Genomic DNA, 19,648 nt, shown 5'->3' with positions numbered 1-19,648 from the left:
GAAAGGAAATGGAATGATTTACGATACGGTGATTCGCAAGGGCTCGGTTGTCGACGGCAGCGGTGCTGCTATTTTTACCGCCGACATTGCCCTTGCCAATGGCCGTATCCAGCGCATCGCCGAGCCCGGCACTATCACAGACACTGCGCGAGAAATTATCGAGGCCGAAGGCCTGTACCTCGCTCCCGGTTTTATCGACGTCCACACCCACGACGACCTCGAAGTTATCCACAATCCGCAGGTGCCTGCCAAAATCAGCCAGGGGGTTACCACGGTGATCGTTGGCAACTGCGGCATCAGTGCCAGCCCCGTTACCCTGCAAAGCGATCCGCCCGATCCATTGAATCTGCTGGGCGATCGCAATCGCTTCGCCTACCCGCAGTTTTCCGATTACGCCCGCGCGGTGCAAAAATCCAGCCCCAATGTGAATGTGGCGGCACTGGTAGGCCATACCTCCCTGCGCAACAACCATATGGATGACCTGCAGCGCACCGCCACCGAATCAGAACTCACCGCCATGCGCGCGCAATTGCGCGGTGCCCTACAGCAGGGCGCCATCGGACTCAGTTCCGGCCTCGCCTACGGCAGCGCCAAGTGTGCGGATACGGCCGAAGTTCTGGAAATGGTTGCGGAGCTCGCAGAGCAGGGCGGCGTGTACACCACCCATCTGCGCACCGAGTTCGATCGCATTCTGGAAGCGATGGACGAGGCATTGATGACTGCCCGGGAACATCGGGTACCACTGATTGTTTCCCACCTGAAATGCGCCGGGCGCGGTAACTGGGGGCGCAGCGAAGAAGTGCTGGGAACCCTGGAAGCTGCCACCGAGTATCAGCAGGTTGCCTGCGACTGTTACCCCTACACCGCCAGCTCCAGCACCCTGGATCTGGCGCAGGTCACCGACGATGTGGCAGTGTTTATTACCTGGTCCGAGCCATTTCCCGAGCAGGGTGGCCGCTCGCTGGCGGAAATCGCACGTGAGTGGAATCTGTCCAACTTTGAGGCCGCGGAAAAGCTGATGCCCGCCGGTGCGGTGTATCACTGCATGAGTGATGAGGATGTAAAAAACATTCTCAAGCACCCCCTCACCATGGTCGGCTCCGACGGTCTCCCCAACGATCCCCATCCTCACCCACGTTTGTGGGGTGCCTTCCCGCGGGTGCTCGCCCACTACGGCCGCGATCTCGGCTTGTTCGACCTGCCACAGGCGGTGCACAAAATGAGCGGACTTTCCGCGACCAATTTTGGCCTGGCGAATCGCGGGTTTATTCGCGAAGGGTATTGCGCGGATCTGGTGCTGTTCGATTACGCCGCGCTGGAATCCATGGCGAGTTATGCACAACCGCAGCGTCCGGCGCAGGGAATATCCCGGGTGTGGGTAAACGGGGTTTGTGCCTACTCCGGCGGTGTTGTTCATGACAGCCGGAGTGGGGCCTTTTTGTTTCGCGATTAGTTGCGGTGGCTGGTTCGGACTCTGTGGTGCTCTGTTCTCGTGTGGTGGCGGCAGATCATCGGGTAGGGCTTTTTGAAACCGCTGTGAATACATCCCTGTTGCCGACGCTTTCAAAAAGCCCTACCCGACGCTCTGCCTAGAATTCGGAGCCCTGCACTTCGTAAGCTTGACCTTGCTTCCGCTTTCGAAGTGATTGGTTGGGCGTGAAGGTGGAGTACCGGGTGAAGACTTTTGGGAGCGTCGCAAACAGGATGTTTGCGCCGCAGCGCCCAGGGATGGGTTCACAGCGGTTCCGAAAGTCTTCACCCGGTAATCCACCGCCACTGAAATTGCTTTGACATGTACCACTAAATTTTCAACAAGGGTAGTAATCATGATTCAGAGATTCGGCGCCGAAGGTGGAACGGGCACGGGTGGCCAGCATTTGCCATTTTCCAGTGCGGTAGAGGCCGGTGGTTTTCTCTATGTGTCGGGCCAGACGCCGATGCGCGATGGGGAAGTGGTGGAAGGAGGGATTGTGGAGCAGTCCCAGCTCGCCATCGACAACTGCTTTGCGATTATGGACAAGGCTGGCTACAGCGCCGCGGATGTGATCCATGTGACGGTGATTCTTACCGACGCGAGATACTTTCAGTCTTTTAATAAAGTCTTCAAAGAAAATTTCGGAGATCATCCACCCGCGCGAATCTGCTCTGTATGCGACCTGGTAGTAGACTGCAAAGTAGAAGTTGGCATAGTGTGTTACAAACAGCCAAAACCCTGAGTTAAATATCAGGGTTGTCAAAGTAGTAAAAAAATAATCCAACAATTCGCGTTCAATAAAAATAATTTTTCAGTATGAATGCCAGTATTTTCCTGGGGGCCTTCGGCCTCTATATCGTTTTCCTGATCGCCGTTGGCTGGTTCGTCTCCCGGCGCAGCACTGATGAGGACGACTTCCTGCTCGCCGGTCGCAGCCTGCCGATCTTTCTGACCATCGGCACCACCGTTGCCACCATGGTCGGCACCGGTTCCTCCATGGGCGCGGTAGGCTTTGGCTATGCCAATAGCTGGGCCGGGGCCCTGTATGGTATCGGCGGTGCGGTGGGAATTCTGCTGCTTGGCTTGCTCTTCGCTCCTGCACGGGCCCGGGGCTTTTCCACCATGAGTGAAGAGCTGGCCTCCTATGTGGGTAATCACCCGCTGGTAAACAAGGTAGTAGCCCTATTGATTCTGCTGGCCTGCCTGGGCTGGCTCGGCGCGCATATCCTGGGGGGAAGCCTGTACCTTGCCTGGATTACCGGTATCGACCTGCAACTGGCAAAACTGCTGGTCGCCGCGGGCTTTGGAGTTTTTGTGATCGTGGGTGGTTACCACGCGGTGGTGTGGACCGATACCCTGCAGGCTCTGGTGCTGTTTGCCGGGTTCCTGCTGATGGGAGTGTTTGCGGTGCACACCGTGGGTGGTTGGGAAGTAGTTATGGAATCCCAGCGCGCCGTTGAACAAGCACAGCCGATGGCATTCCTGCCGGCACTTTCCCTGGTTACCGTTATTGCCGTTGGTGTGCTGGCCACACCATCTTTCCGTCAGCGTATTTATTCCGCACGCAGCGTCGGCTCGGTGCGCAAGTCGTTTTATATTTCCGGTGGTCTTTACCTGTTCTTTTCTCTGATACCGGCACTTATCGGTATCTGCGCCTTCGTACTGAATCCCGCCCTGGAAAATCGTAACTTCGCCTTCCCCTATCTCGCGATCGAAGTGCTTCCGCTGGGCATCGGTGTGGTGGTATTGCTGGCGGGTTTGTCGGCCACCATGTCCAGTGCTAGTTCCGATGCCATTGCCGGTGTAACCGTACTGGTACGCGACATAAGAAAGACTCCGCCGCAAGAAGCGAGTGGTGGGTTGCGACAGTCACGTATTGGATTGCTGGTTGTTATCGGTATTGCGTTGGCGCTGGCGATGATGTCCGATGACCTGATCGGATATATCAGTAAAATGATTTCTACAGTGATGGCGGGACTGTTCGCCTGCGGATTGCTGGGGCGCTTCTGGCCCCTATATAGCTGGCAGGGCGCCCTGGCATCCCTGTTGGCTGGCTCCATTGTCTCAATGTTGGTGCTGGCAACGGCTAATAGTTTTTGGGGGAATCCGATTATTCCGGCCGTAGCTGCAGCGCTGGTTTGCGGGGTTGTCACAAGCTATTTATGTTCGCGTAGCGAGAGGGAAGTGACTGAGGCAGCCGTTGCGCCTTCCGCAGAATAAAAAAGGGCCGGTGGGGAACCGGCCAACGGATGGTTGTGGCTTGGGGGAGCCACAATGTGTCTGCAGGAGATCCTGTGAGAAATGGGGTAGTCGTGCAGGTTAGCCGGAAACTTTCAGTTTGTTCTCCACCTTGTCCACATCATTGGTGTTGCGCGCAATCGCTTCTGCCAGATCTTTTTCCGCCCCGGATTGAACTAAGCCACGTAGAATGATGGTGCCGTTTTTCGAGGTAACATCGATATCCGTACCAGCTACTTCTCGATCCATCAGCAGTCGCGTCTTCACAACCGTGGCGATTTTTGCATCGACATACTCACGATTGATTTTTTCACCAATCGGTTCATTGTTGGCGATACTCAGTTTATTCTCCACGCTTTTCACACCGTCTACGCTGGAAATCAATTCTTCCGCAAGACGTCGGTCTACATTGCTCTCCACTTCACCAGTGAGTAACACTACGCCATCGGAGACGTCGGTGTTGATCGTGAAGTTGTTAAGATTTTCATTCAGCAACAGAACAGTTTCTGCTTTTCCGTCGAGCCAGGCATCACTCACAGCACTTTTTTCTGCACTGTCTTCTGCATGAGTTAACGCTGACATGCCCAGGGCTGCACCAGCGATGGCAGAGAACAGAGCGGATTTGGAAAAGTGAATATGACGTTGCATTTCTGAGATCCTTTTTTGCTGTTGACGACCGGATAATTGCAACCACCATGCCAATTTAAAATTTTCGCCTGTCACCGACTTAATTGTGCGCGGCAAAGGCGGCCATTCGATCTATGGTGACCTGTAACATCGCTGTCTGCGCGGAGATCGAAATCTTCAGCGACGCGTCACCCAGTTCTTCGAGTAACTCCCGGTGTAAGCGCTTCTGACGGCGTTCGGTGGTAACCAGGTAGTCAATCAGGTCCGGTCCGGGCTTGGGGACCAGTAGGGAAAGAGAGCGGTAGCGCAGAGCGATCTCCGTGGCTCTCGAGTCAGTCTCCAGGGACGATTTGTCTTGGCCTGAAGCGTGGTGTTGCGTATGTGCTCGTAACTCCGCGGATAGAATATTTTTCAGGTTGCCATGTAAATTTTTCAGGTTCTGGAAACATTTTCGTAGTGGATAGTCCAAGCTGGGGCTGAGCCGGGAACCGTAAAACCTGGCTGCATGGGTGCTTGTGTGATGTAGTTCCGCCATTCTGCGGAAAATAACCGACGGATAATCGGATTTTAACGGGGAATTCGAAAATTTCTGGTTGGCCACAATGTCCTCCTGTTCGTCCTCGCTACCGAGTGAGGGTAGAGCGAGTGCGAAAACATTCGCGTTTACATGGTGATACAATTCAATCCCCGTGCCAGTGGGGCCTTGCGCTCTGGCGTTACTGTTGTTGAGCATTCATATGTTGACTTTATAAGGAACTGGGAATGAGCCGGAGACGTGTATTTCTGAGAATCAAGGACGCGGCCATTCGTGAGCGGGTAATCGGCTCACTGGAAAGCCCCCTCGCAAAAGATGACTTTAGCGATGACGACAAGTGGCTGGATGCATTGCTCGCCAATTGCTATGACCTGGCGGTTGTTGACACCGCTGAGTGCGATATTGATGCGCTGTGGCCGCTTGCGGAATCCCATACTCTGGCAGAGTGCGAATACCTCTTTCTCAGTGACGGTACCCCCAATGAGGCACTCGATAAGGCGACCTCGCGGTCTGGTGGCTTTCATTTCCGGCAGCCTTACGATGCGGAAGATATCGGAGAGGCAATCGCAGAGATCGTGTCTGAGCTGGATGTCGAGTCGGAGCCCCAGGAGAGACCGGTCAGCAGCCAGCTGGATCAGTACGGTCTGTTGGTGGGGTCCGCACGCCCCATGCGCAAACTTTATCGGACTCTGCGGAAGGTGGCAGGTTCCGAGGCGAATGTCATGGTGGTGGGGGAGAGCGGCGTCGGTAAAGAGCTGGTGGCCAATACACTGCACCAGGCCAGTGGTCGCTCGTTGGCTCCGTTTGTGGCTGTCAACTGTGGTGCCCTGAGCCCTGAACTGGTTGAGAGCGAGTTATTTGGCCATGCCAGAGGGGCATTTACCGGTGCCCATAAAGCCCACCATGGATTGTTCGCACAGGCCGAGGGAGGCACGCTGTTTCTTGATGAGGTGACAGAAATGTCACTCGAACATCAGGTCAAGTTACTTCGGGTGCTCGAGACCGGTGAGTATCGTCCTCTGGGCAGCAGCCAGCTGCGGAAAACCGACGTGCGCGTGGTCTCGGCGACAAACCGTGACCCCGAGGCGGCGGTCAATGAGGGCATTTTTCGCGAGGACCTCTATTTCAGACTTTGTCAGTTTCCTATTCGCGTCCCGCCGCTGCGCGATCGCGGTGACGATATTACGGGCCTGGCTCAACATTTCCTGGTGTATCGCAATAGTGAGGAAGACACTGCCAAGGTGTTCAGTGCGGAGGCTCTGAAACTGCTGGCACAACACCGGTGGCCCGGAAATGTGCGGGAGCTCAAATACTGTGTCGAGCGCGCATTTATTCTTGCCGAAAATGTCATAGAGCCTCAGCATATTATTCTTGGAGAGGTTGATGGGGAGCAGAGCCCGGCTTCGGTGACAACGCAGGTGCCCGCAGGTGTGCCGTTAGATGTGCTCGAACAGGCGGCAATTGAACGCACTCTTGAGCAGAACGATGGCAATAAAACGGAGACCGCAGAGCAGCTTGGGATCAGTGTGAAAACGCTGTACAACAAGCTGGAGAAATACGAGAAAGCTGGCAGCGACGCCAGTGCGCAATCGGTGATTGATTCATTGAATGGCGAGTAGCTTTGTTCAGCTCAGCCTTTTATCTCAACCTTAAAAAAGGGAGCGCAATGCGCTCCCTTTTTTCTGTCCGAAAATTGTTTTCGGGGCCAACGGTTAGCAGTCGGTATCTTCCGCATTTGCTTCCTCTTTCATATCTTCACAGGTGTCTTCAATCGCGTTTCCTGTATCAGTGACCGTCTCGTCGATGGTTTCTCCGATCGACTCCGCATCTTTCTCTTCACTGCAGGCTGCCAGGCTCATGGCTGCGGTAATGGCCAGTACCATAAAAAAAGCATTCTTGAAGATTTTCATAGGTTTGCTCCTTGGTTGAAATCAATAGTCAGATTTATAGGTCAAGAGTGCGGCCTGTTAAGGCTTCGGGCCCCGGCCGCGAATGGCGTTTGCGGCCAGTGCAATTAGCCACAGGACGATAAAGATAAAAAAGATGACCTTCGCAATACCGGCTGAGGCGCTGGCGATACCGGTAAATCCGAATAGCGCCGCTATCAGGGCAATAATGAGAAAGGCAATAGACCATCCAAGCATGTCGTATCTCCGTATGGGTGCAGTGCATGGCTGTGTGTCGATGGAGGTTTCGCAAACACCGTGCCAATTCTCGCCAGGCGGCAAGGTGCCTTGCTTTGCGCAAAATTGCGGATAAATTTCTGTCTGTACCGGGAAAGGTCAGTGGTAGATTTTTCAGACCTGTGTGAAATTTTTACGTGAGCGTGACGCTGAACCTGCTGAATGCCGGTTTCATCGCCTCCTGGCTACTAATTCCCATGGATTTATGTCATTTTTACCGCCAGTTTTGGTGGATGGTTCACGTGGCGACCTTGATGATTATGAAACGATTAGCTGTTCCTCTGGTTTTGTCTGTTTTCTCGGGATTTTGCGCTGCCGAGCAGCTCACGATCGACCGAATCTTCTCCGATCCCGCCTTGAGCGGTATAAGCCCTCGCGCTTTGCAGTACTCCCCGGACGGCAGTCGGGTCACTTTTCTTAAAGGTCGCGAGGAAGATTACAACCGCTACGATCTGTGGGAGTACCGCCTGAGTGACGGTGAAACCCGTATGCTGGTGGATTCCGATACGCTTCACAGTGGCGAAGAAAATCTTTCCGATGAAGAAAAGGCACGGCGCGAGCGCCAGCGGATTTTTGGCAGCGGTATCATGGAGTACAGCTGGTCTAAAGATGGCCGGTCACTGTTATTTCCTCTGGCCGGTGATGTCTTTTATTACTCCCTGGATGCCGGGAAGTCCAGACGCCTGACGGAAACCGAAGCCTTTGAAACCGATGTGCGGGTGTCGCCCAAAGGTAATTTTGTTTCGTTTATACGCGACCAGAATATTTTTGTGGTAGACCTGGAGAGCGGTAAGGAACGTCAACTGACCAGTGATGGTAAGGGCCCGATCAAAAACGGTATGGCGGAATTCGTCGCCCAGGAAGAAATGGACCGCATGACCGGTTACTGGTGGTCGCCGGATGAAAGGCGCATCGCTTTCCTGCAGGTGGATGAGAGTCCGGTGGATGAAGTTACCCGCAGCGAGATCTATGCGGATCGCATCGATATGATCAAGCAGCGCTACCCTGCTGCCGGCCGCCCCAATGTAAAAATCAAACTGGGTGTGCTGGATCTCGCCAGCGGAAAAACCCAGTGGCTGGATCTCGGCAAAGACGAAGATATCTATATTGCGCGGGTGAAATGGGCGCGGGATAACCTGCTTTCCTACCAATGGCAGAACCGCAGCCAGAACAGACTGGAACTGCGCTTTGTGGATATCCCCAGCGGCAAGACCCGCAACGCACTGGTGGAAACCAGCGATACCTGGGTGAACCTGTTCCACGACCTGCGCTTTCTGAAAGACAGCGACCGCTTTATCTGGGCGTCGGAAAAGGACGGTTTCAAGCACCTTTACCTGTATGATTTTTCCGGCAAACAACTGGCGCAGCTAACTCGTGGTGACTGGGCTATCGACGAACTGGAAGCGCTGGACGAGAAATCCGGCAATGTCTATTTCTCCGGTCGCAAAGACACGCCGCTGGAGCGCCACCTGTATGTGACCGACCTGAACGGCAGCGGCAAGATTGAAAAAATCTCCTCCCGCGCCGGCATGCACAGCATCAAATTTGCCGCTGATGCCTCTGGCTATATCGATACCTACTCCAATCCAAGCACACCGGCTCAGGTTAGCCTGCACGGTACCGATGGCAAGCGCGTGACCTGGCTGCAGGAAAACAAGGTGGAGAAAGACCACCCGCTGTACCCGTATATGAGTGACTGGATCGAGCCGGAGTTTGGTCAAATTGAGGCACCGGAAGGGCACACGCTTTATTACCGCTTATACAAGCCCGCGGGCTTTGATCCCAAGAAGTCCTACCCGACCATGGTATTCCTGTACGGCGGCCCCCACGCGCAGCTGGTTACCAACAGCTGGGACAGGCCCTTCAACCAGTTTATGGCCCAGCAGGGTTATGTGGTTTTCACGCTGGATAACCGCGGTTCCGCGAATCGCGGCAAAAAATTTGAAGATCCCATCTTCAAAAAAATGGGCGGCGTGGAAGTGGAAGATCAGGTGACCGGGGTGAAATTCCTGCGCTCACTGCCGTTTGTAGATCCGGACCGCATTGGTGTTTACGGCCACAGCTATGGCGGCTATATGGCGCTGATGACCATGTTCAAGACCGGGGATTATTTTAAGGCCGGTATTTCTGGTGCGCCGGTGACCGACTGGGGGCTGTACGATACCCACTATACCGAGCGCTATATGGGCAACCCGAATCAGGTGCCGGAAGCCTATGAGGCAGCGTCGGTCTTTCCCTATGCCAAGGATCTGAAAGGCCCACTGCTGATTTATCACGGCATGGCGGATGACAATGTGCTGTTTACCAACACCACCAAACTGATCAAGCAGTTGCAGGACAACGGTCAGCAGTTTGAACTGATGACTTATCCCGGCAAAAAGCACAGCCTGCGCGGCAAGGAAACCCGTAAGCACTGGCATCAGATGATGAAGGACTTTTTTGATCGCACTCTGAAGGCATCGGAATAACACGCTTGTGGTGTAAAAAAGGGGGCTTCCGATCCGGAAGCCCCCTTTTTTATGAAAGGCGGAAAGCCATGCCGCAGATTAATTGCTACAGGTCGCTTCCAGTCGCAACAGCGGGCCCTGACCGGTCTCTTTGGAGGTCATATCCACACCGTTGCTGCCATTGTTAGGAGCAATTACCAGACCGGTATTGGCGCCGGCCAGCCAGGTTTCCACAATGCCGGAAGACAGCAGGTCAATCTGCCGGGTGCCGGTGGAGCTGGGCACGAAGGTGGTCAGCTGGTTACCGAGCATGGCGCTGCCGCCGACACTGTTCCAGGTGGCACTGCCTTCCTGCCAGTTGGATGCGGCGCGGTACACGCCATAGGTATTGCCGGAGCGGTCGGTGACATTCAGTTCCAGCATGGCCCGGGAGAAGTTGCTGCAGTTTTCCACGCCGCTCAGATCAAACTTGATCAGGGTATACAGTTCGCCGTAGTAGCGGTCGCTGCCATCAGCCAGAAGACCGTCGCTGTCGCCGTCATAATTGCTACCGCTGCGGCCGGAACTTACAAATACGTCATCAGATGCCGCCTGCACGAACTGCTGGGTGCTGCCAGAGCCCGATGAGCTGCCCGAACCTGAACCAGAGCCCGATGAACTGCTGGAAGAGCTGCCGGAACCGCTGCAGTCTGCGTTTACTGTCAGCACCGGGGCGACACCGGTCTCTTTCGAGTTCATGTCCACACCGTCGCTGCCACCGAGCGACGCAATCACCAGGCCGGTATTGTTGCCGCTCAACCAGCTCTCTACCGCACCGCCGGACAGGCTGATCTGGCGCAGACCGGTAGAAGAGGGAGTGAAGGTCGCGAGCTGGGTACCCTGAATGCCACTGCCGCCGATATTGCTCCAGGTTGCGGATTCTTCCTGCCAGTTGCTGTTGGCCAGGAATACGCCAAAGCTGCTGTTGGAATAATTGGTGACGTTCACTTCCAGAGTCAGGTTGCTGAAATTGCTGCAGCTGGCCACTTCGTCCAGGTCGAATTTCAGCAGCGTCATCATCTGCCCGTAAGTCGAGTCGGAACCGTCCGCGAGCAGACCTTCATTGCTGCCATCGTAATTGGTGCCGGTCTGGTTTGCGGTGACAAATACATCGTCGGTGACCGCCATGTTGATCGCATTGCCGCCGGAGCCGCCGCTCGATGAACTGCCCGACGAACTACTTGAGGAACTGCTTGATGAACTACCGCCGCTGATCACACTGCGATTGCTGCTATTGCGCACCAGGGTCATGGCTTCGCCTACCTGGTTGGCACTCCACCAGTTGACGTTGGCGGGCAGTGCCAGCGGATCGGCGGCACGGTCGGCGCGGCTCAGGGAGCCGGCGGAGGTATTGAACTGCGCAGTGCGCACGGTCAGTTCACTGGGGCTTACCTGAATCACCTTAAACTGCTGAATACTGGCGAGATCGATGGTCCAGGATTTGGGGTCGTTGGCGGAGCGCGCCGGTGCCCCCCAGCTGCCTTCACCTACATATACGGTGCCGCCGTTGGATGCGGTGGTAAAACCGTTACCGCTGGGCGCTACCGACTGGGTGAGTTTGGTCATATGAGTGTCGGACTCCACCACCAGGTTCATGGCGTAGTCATAGAAGTTCTGTGCCCACCAGCTGTGCAGAATTACATTGTCGGATTTGCCGGTGTAGTGGGGGAACATCGGTTTGTGGTACTGGGCAAAGCGCCACTGAGCGCTGCTGCCGTAGCTGGCGAGATCACTCTGCAGCCAGTTGTTCATGGCGGAAGCATAGGAAGACCAGCCGCTGTTTTTAAACTGGCTGTTCAGGGTGTATACACGCAACAGCGGAGAAATCTGCACCGCACCGTAGGTGTCGCTGGGGTTACAGTTACCGTCACCATTGAAGTCCGCTCCGAACACCTGGCACAGAGTGGAGTAGTTATCGTCTTCGTGGTTGCCATGGGTGGGGATCAGTGGATAGATCCGTTTATAGCTTACTCCATCGATGGTGTCACTGGAGTAGGTGAGTTCCCAGTCTTCCAGAAAAGCGCTCATCTGTGAGGCGCTGTTGGCATCGGTGAAGTCGCCACCGTGCATGACTGCAAGTGGGCGGATTTTTGCCAGCAGCTGGTTGCCCTGGCGACGGTTGGTGTGACCGGTGCGGGTGTCACCGCCGGCAATTACTACAAAGGGGGAGTTATCGTCGGGGGCAGTCTTGAACCAGAAACGATCGCCACAGCCATCCTGGTCACACACGCGGAAGAACACATCGGAATCGGCGGAAAGATTTTCTAGGCGCACAAAGCTGCTGTCGATACTGCCATCGAAGGTGTAGCTGGCGTCCACAGCGGCACTGCTCCAGCTGCTTTCATTGGTGGAGTAGCCGTAACTCACATACGGATTCGTGCTGTTGCCATCGGGGGAGAAGCCAATCACCGCGCTGGTGCGGCCGTCGGTGTCCCAAACCAGACGGTGGTGTTTGGTGGCGGCACTGGCGTCTGCCGCGCACAGGGCCATCAGCAGGCTCGCGGAGCCAGCCAGGCGAATAGGGTTACTTCCCAGAAACTGTTTCATGGGTTTTCCTGTCCAGGTTTTTATAGAAAGAAAATAAATGGAAATCAGAAGAACGAAAAAATACAGCGCAGTCAGTGTGCAGGGGATTAGTGACAGCTTTTTGAATTGTCGGAAACGAGGCGCACAAAGGCTGCATTGCGGTGTGGAATTGTGATGGGTTGCCCATCCACAAAGCTGACCGCCACCGCGCCGGACTTCAAATAGTTGTAAACGGTCTGTAACGATTTATCTTGCTCGGAAGTCCAATAATCACCGCGTTTGGTTTTTGGAAAGAACGCAGTATCGATGGTGGGCTGGCCGGCTTTTGCATCTGTGTAGATCAGTGTTTGCAGTTCGGCCGCAGTGGGCAGCCGCCAGTCCTGACCGCCACATAATTTTTCTTCGCGGGTGCGCCGGATCAGGTCGGCGGTATCGCAGCGTTCTTCCTCAAAGTAACAGTCGCCGTTATTCGGGGTGCCGATGGTTGTGGGAGCCCCTCTGTGAGCAGCGGGCTGGGCAGTAAATTGATCGTTGTCAGGCACGTCAGCCCAGGAATTGTCGTACCAGGAGTAAGTCCAGAGGCCGTCGTGAATATTTTCGCTGTCGGTTTTCACTTCCCATAAACGCCCGCTGCGGTGGTCGCACACACAAGACCAGGGGCCGGACCAGATCGGCAGCGGCCCACCGGAAGCATCAATTTTTGTGAAATGGTATGGGGCGGGCCTGGGATCTTGCGGCTGGTGCAGCGCGGTGGTCAGCAGTGCGCTGGAGGGCAGTAAAAGCAGAATCAGTGAGCGTTGCCAGATTTTCATTGGAGGGGCTCCGCGGAAAACTGCAGGCGGAGGGCGCGGGTATGACGGGTGTGGGCTATCTGGGAGCGGTCAAACGCCGAAACCCACAGACAGGTGCCCTCTGCAATGGGGACATCCAGGGCCGAGCCGGTAACCCGTTTGCGCGCCATTTCCAGGTTCCAGTAGCCATCTTTCCATTCGCCGCGGGCACGTACATCGGCACGGTCGCCTTCGAAGCGGTTGGAGTTGTACATCACCGAAGGCATCCGGGTACCTTCGGGGAAGCGTGCATCCTGCGCGGCGGAGTATGGTTGGTAGTCAAACCAGGGGATCACCCATTCGGCCTTTTCTCTGAGGTTTTCTCTGTCATCGTTTTGCAGCGCTGCCAGTTGCATCGGATCTGCGGGCAGGCGTTTGGGAACGATGGTGGTGGGTTTGTACCACTGCCAGTTCATCACATAGGCGCCGGATTCTTTCCCGTCCTGCTGGTAACCGGCGGTGTAGCGGCGCTCTCCTGGGCGCATCTGGTCTGGCGGGCCGATAAAGTTATCGTCGGCGAGATACATATCGTTGGTGCGCACCGCTTTCCAGTGCCACAGGTCGTGCAGCTGCCCGTCGCTGCTGTAGTGGTAGCCTTTGCCGTGCCAGTTGGCGGGGCGATCGGATAGTGGCTTGCGACCCAGATGCGCGGTGCCGGCGGCGCCAAAGCTGCAGTTGGAAGAAAGCAGCACTGCAAATTTGTCTTCGTAATGGCGGGTTTCATCGAAATGGTGAAAACCCTGTTGCTGCACTTCCCAACCATTTGCTGTTTTCAATAACGGCAAATGCACTAGGCTGCGGGTGGCATCTCGCCAGCGCGCCGACAGAAAAAATTCTTCACCGTTGGTCAGGGCACGCAGCGTGATCTCGGTGGCGCCATCGTCAAAGTTGGCGCCGCCGTCGGTGTAAACGGTAATGGGCGCGGCCCGTTGCCACTGGGGTTCATTCGCGCGGCCGTCGATTTCGATGGGAGGGTGTTGCGGGTCAGTCAATGGTATCTGCGTGACAGGCAATGGCAGCTGGCTCTGGTCGACGGTAGCAATCCAGCCGGTGGTAAACAGTAACAGTGTGAGGGCGAGAGTCCCTGCGCCCGCAAGCAGGCGAGTGTGTGAGCGCTGCCCGCCCTGGGGGAGACAGATACGCAGCAGCGAATGTCGCCCCCAGCGGGCCAGGTAGAGCCCCGCGTGCAGTGCCAGGTAGCAGAGCATCGCCAGGGCACCCAGATAGTGCCAGTCGCGGAGATGCCACTGTGTGCCTATAAATAGCAGCCAGCCACTGGCCAGCGACAGCAGCAAGACGGGGTAGCCAGCGCGGATAATAGCCCGATGCCAGCCTGGCCAGCGCCAGGCACTGAGGGAGCGCAACCGGTAACTCAGGGTTGCGCCGTCGCGAAAAGCGGTGAGCAGACGGTGGCCGACATAGAGCGCGGCAGCGAGAGTGATCGCGAGGGCACTGAGGAAGTGCAGTCCCACTACTTCTCCCTGAGGCAACAGCTCTTCAAAGCGGGCGACTTCCGGGCGCGCGAGGCTCGCAATGCGCAAGCCGGTGAACAGGCTGCACAGTACCGCGATAGCGGCAACGCCGTGCAGCAGAACCCAGCGCAGGCTTTTGCGATCAGCTGCCACGTGATCCCCTTATTCCCTCAGCCAAAGGGCGGCAGAGTAAACCGGCCGGATGGCAATTCAATGACACCGGCCGTTCGACCTATTGAATGAACTTTTGCAGAAAAATCTAAATGAGAATCTATTGCATTACGTGTTGTGGTTCTTTAGACTCGCGTTCCAAATTCAAGGGGTAGTTCCTGGGGACTCAATAATGCAATCAAATCAACGTATTTTCGCCGGCTCTCTGCTGGCTGTTGCACTGGCTGCGGCCAATAGCGCCATTGCGGCCGAGGAAGGCGAAGCGGCAACGTCGATCGAAGAAATGACCGTTGTTGGTGTGCGTGAAAAGCGTGTCAGTCGTGGTGCCACTGGCCTCGCGCTGGCCATCAAGGACACCCCCCAGTCCATCAGTATCGTCGATCAGCGCACGATGGAAGACTTTGGTGTCACCGGCGCCAACGATGCGCTGGAGCTGAGCACCGGGGTAAACGTCGATCAGTACGAGACCAACCGCGCCACCTACAACTCCCGCGGTTTCGAGATCCAGCTGACACAGGTGGATGGTCTCGGGATGACCAATGACTTTGGCACCGTTGTGGGACAGCTGGATACCTTCCTGTTTGAAAAAATCGAGCTGATTCGCGGCGCCAATGGCCTGCTGACCGGTGTGGGCAACGCCTCCGGCACTATCAACTATGTGCGCAAGCGCCCTACCAATGAAACCGGTGGCATCGTCGATTTCCGTGGTGGCTCCTACGGCTACAAACGTGCCGCAGCAGATTACAACCAGGTGCTGACCGAAGATGGCAGCTGGGCCGGTCGTGTGGTTGTTGCCTACGAGGACAAAGATTCCCATATCCGCGACCAGCACGATGAGAAGCTGTCTGTATACGGTGTGGTTGACGGCCAGATTGGCACCAACGGTGTACTGACCGCGGGCCTGACCATCCGCGATGACAAGCAGGATTCTCCCATGTGGGGATCGTTGATCCTGTTCTACCCCGACGGCAGCATGGCGGACTTCGATACCTCCACGTCCACCGCGGCGGAATGGGCTTACTGGGATACCGAATCCAGAACCGCATTTGTTGAATATACCCACCAGCTGCCCGAGGGCTGGGAAGCCAAGTTCACCTACAACCGCCATGAGAACGAAACCCAGTCCAAACTCCTGTACGCCTGGGGCAGTTACATTAATGAAGATGGGACTGGTCCCCTCGGCTGGCCGTATCGCGGTGCTACTGACAGCACCAATGATCTGCTGGACGTGAACCTCTCCGGTGCCTTCACTGCCTTCGGTCAGGAGCACACGCTGATCACCGGCCTCAGCCACTCCATGCGCGAAACCGCTTCCGCATCGGCGGCATTTTCCGATGAATTTTTCTATCTGCCGCTGCCAATTCCACACGGTGGCAAAGACTACCCGGAACCCGACTGGGGAGATATGTCTCCCGCGTCCGCCGGTGAACAGGAGCTGACCCGACTGTACGCCGCCGCGCGCCTGAGCATCACCGACGCGCTCAACGCGATCGTGGGCGTGAACTCCATCAAGCTGGCGCGGGAAGGTAGCTCTATCTACGGCGGTGGTGTGTCCCAGACCTACTACCCGGATACCGAAGAGACCAGCCCGTATATGGGGCTGACCTACGATTTCACCGACAATATTCTCGGCTACGTTTCCTACTCCGATATTTTCCAGAATCAGGACCAGACCGATATCAACCGTGTCTATCTGGACCCGATGAAAGGTGTGAATATGGAAGCGGGTGTTAAGGCCGAGTGGTTCGACAACCGCCTGTTGACCACCGCCGCGGTATTCAGTGCAGAGCAGCAGGGCCTGGCGACTTACGCAGGCCAGATAGATGGTACTTCCTGGTACGCCCCCAAAGACGTCAAGTCGGAAGGCTTCGAGATCGAAGCGGTGGGGCAGGTCACCGACAATACCAACCTCACCGTGGGGCTGACCCATCTGGATCTGACCGGCCCCGATGGCAACGACATCTACGAGTGGGTACCGCGCACCACCGCCCTGGTACGTTTTGATACTCGCCTGGATGCCGTGCCGCAGCTGCGAGTGGGTGTGAACGGTCGCTGGCAGTCAGACATTGTCGGCAGCTACGCCGAGCAGGACGCCTTCTTCCGTGCGGATGCTTTTGCATCCTATGAAGTGAGCGAAGCGGCGACGGTGCGCCTCAATATCAACAACCTGTTTGATGAGAAGTACGTGGAAGGCCTCGCATACGGTGCCATTTACGGGGCTCCCCGTCACGGCCAGGTGTCTTTCCAGTACAGCTTCTGACACCTCCAGCCTGGTCTGATGATCCGCCAAGGGGCCGTGCAAACCAGAAGTTTGTCCGGCCCTTTTGTCTTTGGGCCAGCATATATTTTACGGCAGGCTTCGATTGCGAGAAGCTAAATGAGAATGCGTTGTATTTGATTGGGTGGAGGGCTAGACTGCCGTCCAGGTTGATATCTACATATTGGTCAGCCCAGTGTGTCCTTCGCTGTTATTTAAATTGTGCGCAAGCGCCCGTTTAGAGCTCTAACACCAAGAATCATGAATAAAACCCTGTTCAAACTGCACAGCTGGATGGCACTGGCCGCCTTTGTCCCGCTGCTGGTTATCTGTATCACCGGTAGCATTCTGGTGTTCAAACACGAGATCGACACTATGCTCGCGCCAGACCTGGTGCGGGTGGATGCCGCCGGGCGCGAGCGCCTGAGCCTGGATGCGCTGGAAGCGTCCATGCACAAGAACTTCCCGGATTATGAGGTCACCGGCTGGGCGCTGTTCCAGGATCGGGACCGTGCGGATGTGGTCTACACCATGCAGTACGGTACCGACGAGTGGACCTTTGCGCTGATGGACCAGTACACCGGCGAGCCGCTGCGCGGCCCCACCGGCCTGACCGACGACCTCACCAACTGGCTGCTCGATCTGCACTACACCCTGCTGCTGGGTGACTGGGGTATGCTCATCAGCAGTGTCTTCTCCATCCTGCTGTGCGGGCTTGGAATTACCGGTTTTATTCTGTACCGCAAGTTCTGGAAGAACTTTTTCACCCTGCGCTGGAACGCGCGCATGATCGTGTACTTTTCCGACCTGCATAAAATGACCGGCATCATCGGTGCCCCCATCCTGCTGATTCTCGGCTTTACCGGTGCCTGGTGGAACATCACCCATTTTGCCCACGAGGTGGCAGAGCACGCGGACGGTCACGAGCACTACAAGATGGCCGAGCGTCTGTACAACGACGACCTCTCCCTGCAGGGGCTGATGGACGATACCGGTAACCGCATCCAGAATTTTGAGACCACTTATATCTCATTTCCCTGGGAGCCCGGTGCCAATTTCACCTTCTGGGGCGACGTTCACACCGGCAACCCGCTGATCAGCGAGTACGCGAGTAACGTCACCTATAACGCTCAGACCGGCGAGCATATGCTCAGCTACGATATCCGCGATGCGTCGGTAGGGGCGGTGATCGTGGACAGCTACCGTCGCCTGCACTTTGGCAACTTCGCCGGCTTGGTGAGCAAGATCCTGTGGTGCCTGGTGGGCCTGTCGCCATTGCTGCTGTCGATCACCGGTGTCTATATCTGGTACCAGCGCCGCGAGAAGCGCCGCAATGCGCGGGTCAAAAGACGGGCGAAGGCGGCGGCTCTGGCTGGGGCTACTGCCTGAATAGCAGTCTGAATAGCCAGGAAACCAATGCATTCTTTGAGCCGGGCCAGCCCCGGCTTTTTTGTGCCTGTTCCTTCCTTGCGGTGCTTTTGCTAACATTATTTGGCCTTACCAAATAATGGATTCCTGCCTGACAGGATCGATAGCGAGTCCTACTATGACCTTGCGACCAGTACCGCCTGCACGATGGACCGGCGCCGCCCGTCTGTTTTCCCTCAGTCTTGTGTTGTTGTTCTCCGGTGGGTGCAGTCCGGAAGTGGAAAATGCAGATGCGTACCAACCCGCCCGCAATATGGAAGACTATCGTGCGCTCTCCCGTTTCTTCTCCGAGCTGGATCAGCAGGCTCTGGTCGTTGAGCGCAAGGCGGCAGGTATCAAAAAAAGTACCAAGCCCACCAAAGCCAGGCTGTTTGGTTTCGACGTCAAGAAAGCGCGTTACGATCGCGACTATATTGCCAGTGACGAAGGCCTCGCCCTTGCCGACAGTCTGCTCAGTTACCAGACGCCTTCCGGCGGCTGGTCCAAGCGCACCGACATGCGCGAACCACGCCAGCCGGGGCAGTACTACGGCACCGAAAAAAAGTATATCCCCACATTTGATAACAACGCGACCAGTGTGCAGTTCTGGGTGATGGTGAACGCGTGTAATACTACCGGAGAGGCGCGTTACTGCGACTCCGCCAGCCGCGCTCTGCGCTACATTCTTCTGGCCCAGTACCCCAATGGGGGCTGGCCGCAAACGTTTCCCCTGCGTGGTGGTTACCACGATGACATTACGTTCAATGATGATGCCATTGCCAACCTGCTGGAAATAATCGGTGTGGTGGCGCAGGGGGATGCCCGTTTCGCGTTTTTACCGGAACAACTAAAAGCCTGGGCCAGAGACAGTCTGCGCCGCGCTCTGGATATGCTGGTAGCGACGCAAGTAAAAGTGAACGGTGAGCCCACTATTTGGGGTGCCCAGCACCACCCGCTTACCCTGGAGCCCACGTCCGCGCGCGCCTTTGAGCCGGCTGCCCTGGCCACCAGTGAAAGTGCGGATCTGATGCTGTTTCTGATGACTCTCGAGAATCCGTCACCGCCGGTGCGCGACGCAATCGACAGCGCGGCTGGCTGGTTCGAGAAGCGCCGGATCGACGGCCTGCGTTACCGACGTGGCGAAGTGTTGCCGGCACTGATGCCGGATGAAAACGCCGATCCGCTGTGGGGGCGTTTTTACGATATCGACAGTAATCGCCCGGTTTTCGGCGACCGCGATGGCAGTATCCAGTTCGAGATTGAGAAAATATCCGCCGAGCGTCGTGAGGGCTACGCCTGGTACAGCGAGCGCCCCTACAAGGCGTTGAAAGAATACCGCAAGTGGAAGCAGTAGCTTCTCACCGGGCAAGCACCTTTCCTGCGGGAGCCTGCCCGCAGGTGAACCCAAAAAGCCCTGAAAAATCAGGGCTTTTCGTATCTGC

Annotated in this window: 15 protein-coding genes; 8 read left to right on the top strand and 7 right to left on the bottom strand. The window is 56.2% G+C overall.

The window, feature by feature from the left end:
* The first annotated feature begins 13 nt into the window (after window positions 1-13).
* From AAFH99_RS16075 to AAFH99_RS16065, 3 genes are all read left to right on the top strand, one after another.
* Window positions 14-1,453, top strand: a complete 1,440-nt coding sequence (locus AAFH99_RS16075) for an amidohydrolase family protein (RefSeq protein WP_406828243.1) — start codon at window positions 14-16, stop codon at window positions 1,451-1,453.
* Between the two features lie 373 nt (window positions 1,454-1,826).
* Window positions 1,827-2,216 (top strand): RidA family protein, encoded by a 390-nt coding sequence (locus AAFH99_RS16070; protein WP_231491821.1) that lies wholly within the window; start codon window positions 1,827-1,829, stop codon window positions 2,214-2,216.
* A 74-nt stretch (window positions 2,217-2,290) separates the two neighbouring features.
* Entirely contained in the window at window positions 2,291-3,694 is a 1,404-nt protein-coding gene (locus AAFH99_RS16065) for a sodium:solute symporter (protein ID WP_406828242.1), read from the top strand.
* A 99-nt stretch (window positions 3,695-3,793) separates the two neighbouring features.
* Here AAFH99_RS16065 and AAFH99_RS16060 read toward each other — a convergent pair whose 3' ends face one another.
* Together AAFH99_RS16060 and AAFH99_RS16055 are read right to left on the bottom strand one after the other, a co-directional pair.
* Window positions 3,794-4,360, bottom strand: coding sequence for a BON domain-containing protein (locus AAFH99_RS16060; RefSeq protein ID WP_043319181.1), 567 nt, complete (start codon window positions 4,358-4,360; stop codon window positions 3,794-3,796).
* A 79-nt stretch (window positions 4,361-4,439) separates the two neighbouring features.
* Complete coding sequence (locus AAFH99_RS16055) at window positions 4,440-4,808, bottom strand: hypothetical protein (RefSeq protein WP_406828241.1); 369 nt, start codon at window positions 4,806-4,808, stop codon at window positions 4,440-4,442.
* Between the two features lie 293 nt (window positions 4,809-5,101).
* On the opposite strand from AAFH99_RS16055, the gene AAFH99_RS16050 reads away from it, so the two are divergent.
* On the top strand, window positions 5,102-6,493 hold the full coding sequence (locus AAFH99_RS16050; RefSeq protein WP_406828240.1) for a sigma-54 interaction domain-containing protein: 1,392 nt from the start codon (window positions 5,102-5,104) through the stop codon (window positions 6,491-6,493).
* Between the two features lie 93 nt (window positions 6,494-6,586).
* On the opposite strand, the gene AAFH99_RS16045 is transcribed toward AAFH99_RS16050, so the two are convergent.
* Entirely contained in the window at window positions 6,587-6,784 is a 198-nt protein-coding gene (locus AAFH99_RS16045) for a hypothetical protein (RefSeq protein WP_043319175.1), read from the bottom strand.
* 57 nt (window positions 6,785-6,841) lie between these two features.
* Window positions 6,842-7,018 (bottom strand): DUF1328 domain-containing protein, encoded by a 177-nt coding sequence (locus AAFH99_RS16040; protein WP_043319173.1) that lies wholly within the window; start codon window positions 7,016-7,018, stop codon window positions 6,842-6,844.
* A gap of 299 nt (window positions 7,019-7,317) precedes the next feature.
* Here AAFH99_RS16040 and AAFH99_RS16035 point away from each other — a divergent pair, with 299 nt between their 5' ends.
* Window positions 7,318-9,525: a DPP IV N-terminal domain-containing protein gene (locus AAFH99_RS16035; RefSeq protein WP_406828239.1), complete on the top strand. Its 2,208-nt coding sequence runs from the start codon at window positions 7,318-7,320 to the stop codon at window positions 9,523-9,525.
* A gap of 78 nt (window positions 9,526-9,603) precedes the next feature.
* On the opposite strand, the gene AAFH99_RS16030 is transcribed toward AAFH99_RS16035, so the two are convergent.
* The 3 genes from AAFH99_RS16030 to AAFH99_RS16020 all read right to left on the bottom strand — a co-directional run bounded on the left by AAFH99_RS16030 (window position 9,604) and on the right by AAFH99_RS16020 (window position 14,524).
* A complete protein-coding gene (locus AAFH99_RS16030) occupies window positions 9,604-12,090 on the bottom strand; it encodes a DNRLRE domain-containing protein (protein ID WP_406828238.1) in 2,487 nt (828 codons plus the stop codon).
* 86 nt (window positions 12,091-12,176) lie between these two features.
* Window positions 12,177-12,881, bottom strand: coding sequence for a DUF1566 domain-containing protein (locus tag AAFH99_RS16025; protein WP_406828237.1), 705 nt, complete (start codon window positions 12,879-12,881; stop codon window positions 12,177-12,179).
* A complete protein-coding gene (locus tag AAFH99_RS16020; protein ID WP_406828236.1) occupies window positions 12,878-14,524 on the bottom strand; it encodes an ethylbenzene dehydrogenase-related protein in 1,647 nt (548 codons plus the stop codon). Before AAFH99_RS16020 ends, AAFH99_RS16025 begins: the two co-directional genes overlap by 4 nt.
* 190 nt (window positions 14,525-14,714) lie before the next feature.
* Between AAFH99_RS16020 and AAFH99_RS16015 the strand changes: the two genes are divergently transcribed.
* From AAFH99_RS16015 to pelA, 3 genes are all read left to right on the top strand, one after another.
* Complete coding sequence (locus tag AAFH99_RS16015) at window positions 14,715-16,802, top strand: TonB-dependent siderophore receptor (RefSeq protein ID WP_043319169.1); 2,088 nt, start codon at window positions 14,715-14,717, stop codon at window positions 16,800-16,802.
* 258 nt (window positions 16,803-17,060) lie between these two features.
* The gene (locus AAFH99_RS16010; RefSeq protein WP_043319168.1) at window positions 17,061-18,188 is read left to right on the top strand and encodes a PepSY domain-containing protein; all 1,128 of its coding nucleotides are present in this window, start codon (window positions 17,061-17,063) and stop codon (window positions 18,186-18,188) included.
* Between the two features lie 157 nt (window positions 18,189-18,345).
* A complete protein-coding gene (pelA, locus tag AAFH99_RS16005; protein WP_406828235.1) occupies window positions 18,346-19,560 on the top strand; it encodes a pectate lyase in 1,215 nt (404 codons plus the stop codon).
* The last annotated feature ends 88 nt before the right edge of the window (window positions 19,561-19,648 follow it).

Origin of the sequence: Microbulbifer sp. ARAS458-1 (assembly GCF_045348205.1) — a bacterium.
Classification (GTDB): domain Bacteria; phylum Pseudomonadota; class Gammaproteobacteria; order Pseudomonadales; family Cellvibrionaceae; genus Microbulbifer.
Note: the sequence above shows the minus strand (reverse complement) of the source record. Positions and strands in the feature narration are given on the sequence as shown.